Origin of the sequence: Glycocaulis albus (assembly GCF_014639075.1) — a bacterium.
Lineage (GTDB): Bacteria > Pseudomonadota > Alphaproteobacteria > Caulobacterales > Maricaulaceae > Glycocaulis > Glycocaulis albus.
Genome location: NZ_BMFS01000013.1, coordinates 1 through 12,995 on the forward strand (window position 1 = coordinate 1; position 12,995 = coordinate 12,995).

Consider the following 12,995-nt stretch of genomic DNA (forward strand, 5'->3'; position numbering starts at 1 on the left):
TCCCTTCAAGGAGCTTGAATCACGACCCAGCTGATTTGGGAATCCCGTTTATGGGTACAGAACCTAGCGCGCCGCAAGCCCCAGCGTCTCGAACAATTGCGCATCGCGCGTCAAAGACGGGTTGGGCGTGGTCAGCAATTCCTCGCCAACAAAGATCGATCCCGCACCGGCCAGGATGCACAGCGCCTGCAACTCCCGGCTCATGCCTTCGCGGCCCGCCGACAGGCGTACCACTGAGAGCGGCATGATGATCCGGGCCGTGGCGATGGCGCGTACAAAATCGAGACCGTCCAGCGGGGCCGAACCCGAGAGCGGCGTGCCGGATACCTGCACCAGATGGTTGATCGGCACGCTTTCGGGATGCGGGTCCAGCCGGGCCAGCTCAGTCAGAAGACCGATCCGGTCCTCCTTGCCTTCACCCATGCCGATAATGCCGCCGCAGCACACCTTGATGCCGGCGCGGCGTACCCGGTCCAGCGTCTCTATCCGGTCCTCCCAGGTGCGGGTGGTGATGATCTTTTCGTAGTATTCCGGCGAGGTATCGAGATTATGGTTGTAATAGTCGAGCCCCGCCTCTTTGAGCCGTTCGGCCTGCCCCTCTTCCAGCATGCCTAGCGTCATGCAGGTCTCAAGGCCGAGGGCCTTCACGCCTTCGATCATCGCGCAAATCTGCGGCTCATCGCGCGTCTTTAGCGAGCGCCAGGCCGCGCCCATGCAAAAGCGCGTGGCACCGCCCGCCTTGGCCGCGCGGGCCTTTTCCAGCACGGTTTGCGTATCCATGAGTTTCGAGGCCTTCAGTCCGGTATCGAACTTGGCCGACTGGTTGCAATAGCCGCAATCCTCCGGGCAGCCACCAGTCTTGATGGACAGAAGCTGGCTTTTTTGCACCTCGCCTGCGCGATGGTGGATGCGGTGGATCTCCCCCGCCGCATGCATCAGGTCGGCGAACGGCGCATCATGGATCGCCTTGACCTCTTCGCGGGACCAGTCAGAACGGGGCGTGCCCGGAGCGCGAATCGTGTCGAGCAGTGAAAGCGTCATGACGTTGTACAAATCCTCAAATGATCAGGGCAGCACACTAGGAGAGGGCGGCAGGCGGCCTCAAGCGCGCTGGGCGGCCAGGCTGGCAGTTTTTTTCACTCCCTGGTGGGGCTGGCTATTCCTGGCGGCGTTCACAGGGACGACCATACTGGCCCTGTGGCCGGGCGATTCCAGCCTGCCCGCCCTGTTCGGCTGGCACGTGCTCAATCATCTGATGGCCTTCATCGTGCTGACCATGCTGGCCCGTGCTGCCTGGCCACAGCTGAAGCGGGTCTGGCTGTTTGCCGTCCTCATGGCCTATGGCGGGCTGATAGAGCTTATGCAATCGCTGCCGGTCATCAACCGGTCCATGTCCCTCTATGACTGGGCGGTGGACGCTGTGGGTATCGCGCTGGGCCTCGTTCTGGTCTGGATCGCGGGCCGCCTTGCCGGTGAGCCATGGTAGGGCTTGCGCGCCCGCCTTACACGCCATGGCGCGATGGCCCGCCACGCTTTGCGGTCAGCCTGAAACCCATTGATCCCGGAGCGTGGCTGATCCCCGATACTGAGGCCGCCAGCCTGCCAGAGCGCCGCCGCCTGCTGGCAAACCGGACGCTCGCCAGTTTTGAATCGGCGGGCGCCGTTGCGGCTACCGGTGAAGCAGTGGGTCTGGCGGCCACGCATCTGCGTGACACCGGATTTGACGTGCCTGAGCCGGAGGCGGGGGCGCCAGCCCTCTGGCAGCTTGCCCATCATGTCAGCGACGATCTGGTGCTGATGATGCCCGATGATGATGGCTGGCGTGTCGGGGCCGCCGTGCTGACCTCACCCACCTTCTTCTCCCTGCCGCACGCCGCTGGAAAGACGCTTGCAGAGCTGCATGCGCCGGTGCCCGGCGGGGACCGTCTGGCCGCGCGCATTGCCCGCGTCTTTGATCATGTACGGCCTGGACAGGTGCTGGAGCGCTTCAACTGGACCCTGCAGGCGGGCAATGAGCGATTCACACCCGACGGGGCGCCCTTGCGCGCACGGGCGCTTGCCGCCGCCCCCGAAGAGGCCGCCAACCTTCTGCATGTGCGCGTGGAGCGCCAGACGATTGCCAAGCTGCCGGACAGCGGTGCGGTCCTGTTCACCATCCGCATCTGTCTGGATCCGCTGGCGGCGCTTGACCCCAAAGAAAAGGCCGCTCTGGGAGCGGCCTGGCATGCGGCAGATGGGGTCGCACGCGGGTACAAGAAATGGGCAGTGCTGGACCATCTGGTGGCCGCAGCACTGCCCACGCCCTGAATTTACCCGGCAGGCTTCTCGCCCTTCACGCTCTCCGATTTGGGAGAGTTGACCGGCTTGCCGTCCGCATCGCGCGGCGTATCGCCGTGCCAGGCCGGCGGCACAATGCCCTTGCGGTCATATTCCTGCGTATACCGCACCACGACCCCGGTCAGCAGCAGAATGGCAATGACGTTTGGCAACAGCATCATGGAGTTGGCGACATCGCCAACCCGCCATAGCCCGTCTACATTGACGATCAGCGTGCCGAGGAAGGCCACAGCCACCCAGACAAAGCGGAAGGGACGTGCGGCCCAGTCACCGATAATGTAGGTGGCAGAGGTCTCGGCATAATAGGACCAGCCGATAATCGTGGTGAAGGCAAAGAGCGCCTGTGCGGCCAGGATGATCCAGCCGCCCGCGTAAATGCCTTCAGCAAACGCGGCAGTGGTGATCGCCGAGGCCTGGAGGGCGTCGGACTGCCAGGCAAATTCCACGATGGAGCCGTCCAGGTTGGCGTAGCTGCCCGACACGACGAGGATGACGAGCGCGGTCATCGTGCAGATGATCATCGTGTCGATGAACACGCCCAGCATGGCGATCTCGCCCTGCTTGACCGGATTGCTGGTCTGGGCAGCGGCGTGCGCGATCGGAGCAGACCCTTGCCCGGCCTCGTTGGAGAACAGGCCGCGCGCCACACCGGCACGTATGGCCGCCAGGATGACATAGCCGGCAAATCCGCCTGCGGCTTCCCTGAAGCCGAAGGCCTCGGTGAAGATCAGTACGAAGGCATCCGGGATCTCATTGGCGTGCGTTATGAGGATGATCAGGGCCACCAGTATGTAGGCTGCGGCCATGAACGGCACCACGCGTCCGGCAACCGTGCCGATGGACTTGATGCCGCCGATAATCACAACAAACACGAGGAAGGCGAGTAGAGCGCCGACCACCCAGCGCGGCAGGTCGATACCCAGCGAGGTGCTGGCTTCGACAGCCGACTGCGTTACCGAATTGGCCTGGATCGCGCCGCCGGTTGCGAGCGCCGACAGGATGGTGCCGATGCAGAACAGCACCGCCAGCCATTTCCAGTTTTTGCCCAGCCCGTTCTGGATGTAGTACATCGGGCCGCCATGATAATGGCCGTCAGGGTGCTTCTCACGGAAGCGCACGGCGAGCGAGGACTCGGCATAGGCGAGCGCCATGCCGAAAATGGCTGTCACCCACATCCAGAAAATGGCGCCCGGACCGCCCAGCGTGATGGCGGTGGCCACACCGGCAAGGTTACCGGTGCCGACCTGGCCGGAGAGTGCGGTCGAGAGGGCCTGCCAGGGCGTGATCTCGCCCTCGCCGGCTTTTTTGCGACCGGCCCACAGCTCGGCAAATGCCGGGAAAAGCCGTTTGAGCGGACGCCCGCCCAGCACGATCATGGTGAAGACACCTGTGCCCAGAAGGGCGATGGTGATGGGACCTACCTCAAGGATGCGCCGGTCGCCCCACGTGCCTCCCCAAAGGAAGTCACTGAAAATCGTGACATTGTCGAAGAAAGTGTCCATTCCCGCTCCCCGGAATTAACTGATTTTGGCAAGACCCTAGGCAGGCGCATGCAAGACGGGAAGCCCCCGCGTGCAAATGGCGCTGAATTTCTATTGCGCTCTGGCTGGCTGATAGGGGGTTATGGCAAACACGCCCCAGGGCCACAGATCATCATTCATGTCAGCCAGATCGCTCTGGGTGAGGCGCGGCCAGACAAGCATGACAGGTCCCAGCCCGCCAATACCCAGCGGGTCACCATCAGCGCGAAGTGCCAGAATGGGTTCATGGCGGGCAATGAGCTCTGCCGGCACCTCGGCTTCATAGCCGTCAAATGCGGTGAGGCGGACACTGGCCCCTTCCAGGCCAGCGCTGCGCAAGACGTCAGAAAGGCGCGGCCCGTCAAAGACGCGCGGCGCGCTGCCTGCGGGGAAATCAGCCCGGATCTGGCGCCAGCTCATGGCCATCAGTTCCGGCCGCGTAAAGCCACGCGCGGTTTGAACCTCGATGCCGTAAATCGCGTACAGGCCGTCATAGGGAACCGCCCGGCTGCCCCTGTTGGCCTCATCAACGCCCGTGATCACCAATACGACCGGGCCGGTCCGGGCGATCGCATCGGGATCTACCGTCCCTCTGCCGCAGCCTGTCATTGCCAGGCCGGAGGCGAGTATCATGAGGCCCGCAAATCCCGCCACGGTAATACGCCTGGCGCGTGCCGCAAACTGCCATCCCATCCGGTCTTCCCCTGTCGTGTCTGTCCCGGTCTCTCCACCATGCGCGAGAGTGCCTTCAAACGCTAGTGCGTTGCGTCCAGCAGGTCTTCAGCCAGCCGCCCGGCAAACCAGCCATGGGCGTAGGCAGTCCCCTCCTCATCGTGACGAATGCGTGGGTCAAAAGGCTCCTCGGGCGCATCAAATGCATGTGTCACGCCATCCAGAACCTGCCAGTCAACCCGGGCTCCTGCTGCGTTCTGTTCGGCGAACAGATTGCCACATGCCTCGGGCGAGGCAATCACGTCATCACCGGCCAGCAACGCGAAGACGGGCGGCTCGCCGGGCAGGTCATGGCCGTGCGCCCGGCTCAGAAACCCGCACCAGGGATAGACCAGTATCACCGAGCGCACGCCCGCCAGCGCATCACCGGGCATCCTGTCCAGTCCCTCAGGCGGTGTGCCGTCAGCGGCAAAGGTAAGGGCATCCAGCAGCGACCAACCGCCATGGCTCCAGCCGATCAGGGCGAGCCGCGAGGCATCTATGCCGGGCAATGACCGGGCGTGAGCGAGGGCCGCGACAACGTCGCCCGCCCGCGCATCCCCACGCATGCGTGCTGCCGTGCACACGGTCAGGCGTGCGCCCATGCGGCCAATCCCGCGCGCAGCGTGAGAATCCACGATCACTGCCGCCACACCCATCTCATTGGCTATGGCCGCATAGTCGTTCTGGACAGAAATCACGCCCCCGCAGCCGGAAAACATCAGCACGGCCGGTACCGGCCCATCGGCGCCTTCGGGCATCAGCACGTCAATGTGCGGCGCCAGCATGGCGGCGCGCTCATCGGGCGTGTCAGGACGATTGCTGCAGGCCGCCAGAAGCAGCGCGGCTGCAAGAACGGCAAGGGTGCCCCGCCAGGACATCAGTGCCGGAAATGGCGCATGCCGGTGAAGACCATGGCGAGGCCCGCCTCGTTCGCGGCCTTGATCACTTCCTCGTCACGGATTGATCCGCCCGGCTGGATGATCGCGGTAGCACCGGCCTCGATGGCGGCGTTCAGCCCATCGGCAAACGGGAAGAAGGCGTCCGAGGCGCATACCGAGCCACGCGTGCGCGGTTCGTCCCAGCCATTCTCCTGTGCCGCCAGCTCGGCCTTGCGCGCCGCGAGGACGGCGGCATCCAGCCGGCTGGTCTGGCCCATGCCGATGCCGGACGTGGTGCCGCCCTTGGCATAGACAATGGCGTTGGATTTCACATGCTTGACCACACGCCATGCGAAAAGAAGGTCGGCCAGCTCGGACTCGCTCGGCGCGCGCTCGGTTACGGTTTTCAGGTCCCTGGCCAGCACATGGCCGGTGTCGCGCGACTGGACAAGCAGACCACCCGCCACCGATTTCACGTTCCAGCCAGGCTGCATCGGGTCGGCCATGGCACCGGTCACCAGCACGCGGACATTCTTCTTCGCGGCGAGGATTTCCATTGCCGCATCATCGGCCTCCGGCGCGATCACCACTTCGGTGAAGTGCGAGGCGATAAGGTCCGCCGTGTCCGCGTCCAGCTTGCGGTTCAGAGCGACAATGCCGCCAAACGCGCTCACCGGATCGGCAGCAAACGCGCGATCATAGGCCGTCGCGAGGTTGTCAGCAGCACTGACCCCGCACGGATTGGCGTGTTTGACGATGACGCAGGCTGCCTGTTCCTCCGCGTCAAACTCGCTGACCAGCTCAAAGGCGGCATCGGCATCGGCCAGATTGTTGTAGGACAATTCCTTGCCCTGCAATTGCTTCGCCGAGACAATGCCCGGCCGCGGTGCCGCGCTGGCATAGAGGGTTGCGCTCTGGTGGGGGTTCTCCCCGTAGCGCAAACCTTGCGACAGCGTCCCGCCAATCGCGAAAAAGCGATTGTCGGCATTTTCAGTTTCAGCCGCCAGCCGCTCGGCAATCGCGCTGTCATAGGCAGCGGTGCGGGCAAACGCCTTCGCGGCCAGATGACGGCGCAGGGCAAGGCTGGTCTGACCCTCCTGCTTCTCCATCTCCGCGATGACGCTCTCCAGATCATCACCGTCCACGCATACGGCCACATGGGCGTGGTTCTTGGCAGCAGCGCGGATCATGGCCGGTCCGCCAACATCTATTTTGGCGATGCATCCATCGATATCCGCGCCGGAGGCCACAGCCTCCTCGAACGGGTAGAGATTGACCATGAGAAGGTCGATGGCCGGAATACCGTGCTCTTCCATCGCAGCCAGATCATCCTCGCGGTCGCGGCGGGCCAGCAGGCCACCATGAATGCGCGGATGCAGGGTCTTCACCCGCCCGTCCATCATTTCAGGATATCCGGTGACATCGGCTGCATCGCGCGCCTCCAGCCCGGATTCGCGCAATGTTGCCAGGGTGCCGCCGGTGGAGACCAGCTCCACCCCCATCTCAGAGAGTTTGCGGGCGCGGGCTACAAGGCCCGTCTTGTCCGATACCGAGATCAGCGCGCGGCGCACCGGCGCAAGGAATTCATCCGACATGAGGGGAATGCTCCATACAAATCTGGCGTCTGGCTATCACGCCCCGCCGACGCGACCAAGGCGCTGGAACGCCCATCTTACACGGTTTGGCGGCCGCTCGCCTCCCCCGTAGGATTCTGCTTCCCCGGAGATTACAAGCTGGGTGGAGCGTACCGGGGCTGTCCCGCTGGCCAGATAGACCGATCTCTCCAGCCGGACAGGCCCGCCATCGGTACGGAACCGCCAGCCATCGCCATTGGGCAGAACCAGAAGCGCGCTTAAGGAATCGCGTGATAGCGAGGCTTTCACACCCGGATGCAGGTGGAAGCGGATCGCGAAGCTCAAAAGCTTTTCGGGATCGTCTGGCGGGCCGTCCTCCACGGGGCGGTAAATGCCGTCCTCCCCGCGCAGATCGCCGCCATCGACGGCCAGGAACAGCCGCCGGCGAATGCCGTCCCCGAACTGGGCCCGGTACCCGTCATGGCTGGATTCCAGCCATACCCCGACATCTTCCTCATTGCGCCGCGCCCGCACCGGGTCTGGGCCGGTTTCAAAGCGTTCGCCCAGAAGATTACGCTTCCAGCCCGCCCTGATCAGGCGCGCCGAGGAGGTTTCCTCCAGCGTCAGTGTGGAATGGGCAGCCGTTGCCCGCACAGCCTCGCGCCAGCCGGGCGGCTGGTCATCATTCCAGCCGCAATTGACGATCAGGCGTCCGCCCGGAGGCGCAAACTCGAACGACAGCGCGCTGGCATGGGCGTTGACACCATGCACGCCCTTCGCCGGACCCGCGGCGTCAAGGATAACGACCGATCCGCCTGCTTCTGCGCGGTGATAGCCCGAATGCGGCGCGACATTGAAGGGTTTCACCTTTTCGCGCCCGCGCATCGCGGTCTCGATCAGCCGGGTCGATCCTTCGCCGCCGCCATGAAAGCACGCCAGCCCCTTGGGGCCCATGCGGAAGAAGCGCACCGCGCCCGCCAGCCGGTCCATCGCCCGGTGTATCTCGGTGTCCAGCGTCAGCCCCTGCCCGTGCGCCAGCGCATCCAGCTGCACCAGGGCGGCCAGTATGCGGGCGCTTGTCAGCGGTGCGCGGCTGACATGCCCGCCATCGGACAGGATTTGCGATTTCAGATCGCTGACCAGCTGACGTTCGCCTGCCTGCCTTGCGCGCGGCCCCAGCTCAAGGCTGATGGCAGCAGCCGTGAGCGTGATGGCGGCGTCTATCCGGTCGGCGCTGGCGGGCAGAAGTTTGAGTGCGCGCCGCAGCCTCGCCGTTTGCCGCACGAGGCTTTTAAGCCGGGCGTCGCGGGCGCGCCGGTCCTCTCCGCTCTCGAGCAATGGCAGGATCTGCAGCCAGATGTGCACCCGGCGGGCGAGAATGGCCGGGCTCCAGGCAAAGCTGTTCCACCGGCCGAACCATGACAGCCAGTCATCGATAAGGGTGAGGGCGGCCTCGTTCGGCTCATCCCCGCGTACGGCCAGAAGGTCGGGCAGCCACTCGAAGCTGTGAAGGCGCGCAGCAAAACCGCGGGACGGTGTGGGCAGGGCCCACACGCTCTCGCCGGCAGGCACGCCCAGCGTCTCGCCGCCCAGCGTAAACCGGCCGGCCAGCAGGGCGCCGCCGCGCGCAGCATCGCCGCCGGGAAGCGGCTCCAGTGGATGCAGGGCGCGCCTGCCCCCTCCTGCTGACAGCGACAGCATGCGGTAAGGCGGCAGGAAATTGGCGAAATCGGAGAACTCGCGCCGCATCGCGCCAAGGGCGGCCTGACCGATATCCCGGCTGGTGACGAGAGAGCCCATGGGCGCCGTGTCAGCCTCCGCGCAAGGCTTCGATATTGGCCCGGTAACGCTCCGGCCCGCCGGCAAAGACCGCAGAGCCGGCCACCAGCGCATCCGCGCCCGCCTCTACGCACTGGCGTGCCGTTTGCGGGTTCACGCCGCCATCGACCTCGATCAGCGTGTCTGAGCCTGCTGCATCAATCATGCTGCGCAGATTTTCGATCTTTTTGAGCTGGCTGGCGATGAAGCTCTGCCCGCCAAAGCCCGGATTGACGCTCATCACCAGCACCAGATCCAGCTCCTCGATCACAGGCGCCAGCACATCGGCAGGCGTGGCCGGGTTCAGGGCCGCACCGGCCTTCACGCCATGGGACCTGATGGTCTGGATGGTGCGGTGGAAATGCGGGCCCGCTTCCGGGTGCGCAGTGATCATGTCGGCCCCGGCATCGACAAACTGCGCGATGTAAGGGTCGACCGGCGAGATCATCAGATGCACGTCGAACGGCTTTTCCGACCAGCTGCGCAGCGCCTTCACGACGGCCGGGCCAATGGTGAGGTTCGGCACGAAATGCCCATCCATCACATCGACATGAATCCAGTCGGCCCCGGCCTCGTCGATAGCCTTCACTTCTTCGCCCAGCCGGGCGAAGTCTGCTGACAGGATGGAAGGTGAAATCTTGACCGTGCGCGCCATGGTAACGGGCATATCAGCGCCCCCCGCCAAGGGCAAGCTGGCCCTGCCAGTCAGGATTAATCAGGCTTCACCAGGCGTGCGATGAAGAAGCCGTCCAGCCCGCCTTCATTCTCCCACATATCCGGCCGCGTGCGTACATCGCCCTCCGGCGTGAGGGCATCGGCCAGCCCTGGCAGTTCCGCCGCCGTGACTGGCAGCCGGCTGGCACCGGGCGTGCGCATGAGGAAGGCCGCGATCTGGTTTTCGCCCTCTTCGGGCTCCAGCGAGCAGGTGCAATAGACCAGCCGCCCGCCGGGCCTCAGCATGGCAAAGGCGTTGTCGAGCAGCTTTGCCTGCAGGGCGGCGAGGCTGGCGATATCAGTCTCGCTCTTGCTCCAGGCCACATCCGGGCGGCGGCGCAGCGTGCCGGTCGCGCTGCACGGCGCGTCCAGCAGGACCGCATCCAGTGGCTCCGGCGGCTGCCAGCTTGTGGCATCGGCAGCGGTGATGTCGGCTTTCAGGCCCGTACGGGCGAGGTTCTGGCTCACGCGCTTCAGGCGCTTTTCGGAACGGTCGACCCCGATGACATCGGCCCCCGCTGCGGCCAGTTGCAGCGTCTTGCCGCCCGGTGCCGCACAGATATCGGCGATGCGCTCGCCGGCCTTGGGTGCCAGCAGCTTTACCGGCAGCGCCGCTGCTGCATCCTGCGCCCACCAGTTTCCGGCCTCGAAGCCGGGCAGGGCGGTGACATCGCCAATACCGTCCTTGCGCACCGTGCCGGTGGGAAGAAGGGTGCCGCCGATTTCGCTGGCAAAGCTTGCAGCATCGAAACCGGGCTTGCAGGACAGGTCCAGAGGTGGTGCCCCTGCGCGCGCCAGCGCCATCGCGCGCGCCGTCTCCTCGCCGTAAATCTCGCACCAGCGCGCGCGCAGCCAGTCTGGCAGGTCGGTCAGCGGATCAGCGGCGAGGAACGCCTCCGCTCCCCGTTCCGACACCCGGCGCAGCACGGCATTGGTCAGGCCTTTGAGGCGCCGCCCGTCTTCCGATGCGCCCATGATGCGCACCCAGCCATCCACCACGGCGTGGGGCGGTGTGTGCAGGACCAGAAGCTCGGCAGAGCCGAGGGTCAGCACCGTCCGGCCCATCAGTTCGCGCGGACGCAAGGGCTTGTCGAGAAAGGCGTTGAACGCGGTTTCAAGCGTGCCCCGGCGGCGGATCGCGGCGGAGAGAATCGCGCGGGCAAAGGCCCGGTCGCGTGCCTCCATGGCCTTGTAGCCGGGTTGACCGGCAAGCGCGCTATCGAGCGCCGTGCCATCAGCCTCCATGGTGAGAAACGCGTTCAGCGCCGCCTCGCGGGCGGAGAGCGGACGGGGTCTGGGGCGAGTGGCAGGCTTAATTGTCACGCCGCCCAGTAAAAACACGAGCCATAATAGTTGCTGCTGGAAGCCCGCCCACACCGAGGACGGCGATGGCGACAGGAACAGCCCAGCCCGTATCGATGCCATAAAAAGCCGGAACAGCCTTCATCAACGCGGCGATTGCCAACGCAAAAAAGCCCAGACCAAACTGGGATATTTGCCCCCATCTGCGAAGACTGCGGGACTGAGCGGCTTCTGCTCGTTCGATTTCCAATCGGTGGTCGCGTTGGGCCACGGCCCCCCGAACGATTTCTCTGAACAGCTCTTCGTCCAGTGCTTTGTAGTCTCTCAACATCGAAGGCGGTGGATAGGCACCCGTCGTCATTTCCATCATGCTCATAAGAGCCGGGTTTTGCGCAAGTTGTTCAGCTGTAATGATTTCTCCCGTCTCAGCCGAAAGCTCTTCACTCAATTTCTCTAAGCCGCGCTTGTCTGCGTCGGCAATATGATCTTCATTCATTCAGCTTGCTCCAATGGAAGCGAAAGCTGTTCAGAGGCGTCTGAGTGCCGACTGTAATTTTTTATCATTACAGACAATATTTTTTTGAAATCCGAGGCGCCGCTGTCAATGGAATTGACAGAATTGTATAGTGAGGCGTAAAAGTCACTAGCAAAACTTTGCCAGTCGGACTTGCAGGATTTGAATTCATCCAATTCTACGTATAAATTCAACTGAACATAGTTGGCATCCCAACTGTTCATCCCAACTAGCAGGTTGTGGAGGTAGTCCGGACGGCGTCGGCTGGCATGCGATGCCGTCCTTAAAATTCGCAAAGCAGCACGAAGCTCAATATCTTTCGTGTTTACAGCGGTTGACATGGCAGGCTCCAAACCTCTCGACGGCGACAAGATTACGCAATTCGATCCCTGAGTATATGGGTAAGCGCGCTAGGGTTGGGTAGCCTCTCTCTCCAGACGGCGCTTTTCGCTGGCGCGCTGTTTCACGCTTTCAGAGCGCAGCTGCCCGCAGGCGGCGAGGATATCGCGGCCTCTGGGCGTGCGGATGGGGCTGGCATAGCCCGCCTTGTTCACGATGTCGGCAAAGCGCTCGATCGTCGCCCAGTCGGAACACTCGTAAGGCGAGCCCGGCCACGGGTTGAACGGGATGAGGTTGATCTTGGACGGGATGCCCTGCAGCAGGCGCACCAGCGCCTTGGCTTCGCCGGGCGAGTCATTCACGCCCTTGAGCATCACATATTCAAACGTTACCCGCTTGGAGTTGGAAAGCTCAGGATAGGCGCGGATCGCGTCCATCAGCTCGGCAATCGGGTATTTCCTGTTCAGCGGCACCAGCTCGTCGCGCAAGCCGTCATTGGTAGCGTGCAGGGAGATCGCCAGCATGGTGTTGGTGCGTGCACCCAGCTCCTCGATTTTCGGCACCACGCCGGAGGTGGAAACCGTGATGCGGCGGCGGCCAATGCCGATGCCTTCACCGTCCGAGATCACGTCAATCGCATCAGAGACATGATCGAGATTGTAGAGCGGCTCGCCCATGCCCATGAACACCACATTGGTGATCTGGCGGTCTTCCAGCCGGCTCGGCCATTCGGCCAGATCATCCTTGGCGATGAGCACCTGCTGGACGATCTCTGCGGCGGTCAGATTGCGCACCAGCGCCTGCGTGCCGGTATGGCAGAAAGTGCAGTTGAGCGTGCAGCCCACCTGGCTGGACACGCACAGAGCGCCGGACCGGCCCACACCGGGAATGAACACGGTCTCGCATTCCACGCCCGGTGACAGCTCGATCAGGTATTTGCGCGTGCCATCGACACTCACCTGACGATCAGTGATGCGCGGACGGGCGAGGGTGAAATGCTCAGGCAGACGCTCTCGCAGCTCCTTGGAGATGTCCGTCATCGCGGCAAAATCAGTGATGCCGTACTGATAGACCCAGCGCCAGATCTGGCCTGAACGCATCTTCGCCTTTGCCTCGTCGACCAGCCCCGTGGCGATGAGGGAATCGCGAATCTGGTTGCGCGTCATCCCGGCAAGGGACGGCGTCACGGCGGGCCGCCTGGCGGCCGATAGATCAAGGGTCGTGCTCATGGCCGCGCGATATACGCCAATCGGGGCGAAAATGCGAGGGCGTAGGGTGCGGGATA

13 protein-coding genes are annotated in these 12,995 nt (G+C 63.9%); 2 read left to right on the forward strand and 11 right to left on the reverse strand.

All coding sequences use genetic code 11. The features are described 5' to 3' along the window. Positions 1 to 63 precede the first annotated feature (63 nt). Positions 64 to 1,041 carry a biotin synthase BioB gene (gene bioB / locus IEV75_RS12135; RefSeq protein WP_188452845.1) on the reverse strand — a complete coding sequence of 326 codons (978 nt, stop codon included), beginning with the start codon at positions 1,039 to 1,041 and terminating at the stop codon, positions 64 to 66. Between bioB and IEV75_RS12140 the strand changes: the two genes are divergently transcribed. Further along, positions 1,040 to 1,486, forward strand: a complete 447-nt coding sequence (locus tag IEV75_RS12140; RefSeq protein WP_188452846.1) for a VanZ family protein — start codon at positions 1,040 to 1,042, stop codon at positions 1,484 to 1,486. The genes bioB and IEV75_RS12140 overlap by 2 nt on opposite strands. Further along, on the forward strand, positions 1,480 to 2,307 hold the full coding sequence (locus IEV75_RS12145; RefSeq protein WP_188452847.1) for a heme-dependent oxidative N-demethylase subunit alpha family protein: 828 nt from the start codon (positions 1,480 to 1,482) through the stop codon (positions 2,305 to 2,307). The genes IEV75_RS12140 and IEV75_RS12145 overlap by 7 nt, the downstream gene beginning before the upstream one ends. A 2-nt stretch (positions 2,308 to 2,309) precedes the next feature. On the opposite strand, the gene IEV75_RS12150 is transcribed toward IEV75_RS12145, so the two are convergent. From IEV75_RS12150 to rlmN, 10 genes are all read right to left on the reverse strand, one after another. Then, positions 2,310 to 3,839 carry an alanine/glycine:cation symporter family protein gene (locus tag IEV75_RS12150; protein WP_188452848.1) on the reverse strand — a complete coding sequence of 510 codons (1,530 nt, stop codon included), beginning with the start codon at positions 3,837 to 3,839 and terminating at the stop codon, positions 2,310 to 2,312. Positions 3,840 to 3,929: 90 nt separating this feature from the next. After that, complete coding sequence (locus IEV75_RS12155; RefSeq protein WP_188452849.1) at positions 3,930 to 4,550, reverse strand: putative pterin-binding protein; 621 nt, start codon at positions 4,548 to 4,550, stop codon at positions 3,930 to 3,932. A 62-nt stretch (positions 4,551 to 4,612) separates the two neighbouring features. After that, complete coding sequence (locus IEV75_RS12160) at positions 4,613 to 5,449, reverse strand: dienelactone hydrolase family protein (RefSeq protein ID WP_188452850.1); 837 nt, start codon at positions 5,447 to 5,449, stop codon at positions 4,613 to 4,615. After that, positions 5,449 to 7,044 carry a bifunctional phosphoribosylaminoimidazolecarboxamide formyltransferase/IMP cyclohydrolase gene (gene purH / locus IEV75_RS12165; RefSeq protein WP_188452851.1) on the reverse strand — a complete coding sequence of 532 codons (1,596 nt, stop codon included), beginning with the start codon at positions 7,042 to 7,044 and terminating at the stop codon, positions 5,449 to 5,451. Before purH ends, IEV75_RS12160 begins: the two co-directional genes overlap by 1 nt. Positions 7,045 to 7,080: 36 nt before the next feature. Then, on the reverse strand, positions 7,081 to 8,823 hold the full coding sequence (locus IEV75_RS12170; RefSeq protein ID WP_188452852.1) for a heparinase II/III family protein: 1,743 nt from the start codon (positions 8,821 to 8,823) through the stop codon (positions 7,081 to 7,083). 10 nt (positions 8,824 to 8,833) lie between these two features. Then, a complete protein-coding gene (rpe, locus tag IEV75_RS12175; protein ID WP_188452917.1) occupies positions 8,834 to 9,496 on the reverse strand; it encodes a ribulose-phosphate 3-epimerase in 663 nt (220 codons plus the stop codon). Between the two features lie 56 nt (positions 9,497 to 9,552). Then, positions 9,553 to 10,878, reverse strand: coding sequence for an RsmB/NOP family class I SAM-dependent RNA methyltransferase (locus IEV75_RS12180; protein WP_217981344.1), 1,326 nt, complete (start codon positions 10,876 to 10,878; stop codon positions 9,553 to 9,555). Continuing rightward, positions 10,868 to 11,353, reverse strand: coding sequence for a hypothetical protein (locus IEV75_RS12185; protein WP_188452854.1), 486 nt, complete (start codon positions 11,351 to 11,353; stop codon positions 10,868 to 10,870). Before IEV75_RS12185 ends, IEV75_RS12180 begins: the two co-directional genes overlap by 11 nt. After that, positions 11,350 to 11,712 (reverse strand): hypothetical protein, encoded by a 363-nt coding sequence (locus IEV75_RS12190; RefSeq protein ID WP_188452855.1) that lies wholly within the window; start codon positions 11,710 to 11,712, stop codon positions 11,350 to 11,352. Before IEV75_RS12190 ends, IEV75_RS12185 begins: the two co-directional genes overlap by 4 nt. Before the next feature lie 69 nt (positions 11,713 to 11,781). Next, entirely contained in the window at positions 11,782 to 12,939 is a 1,158-nt protein-coding gene (gene rlmN / locus IEV75_RS12195; RefSeq protein WP_188452856.1) for a dual-specificity RNA methyltransferase RlmN, read from the reverse strand. Positions 12,940 to 12,995: the final 56 nt, after the last annotated feature.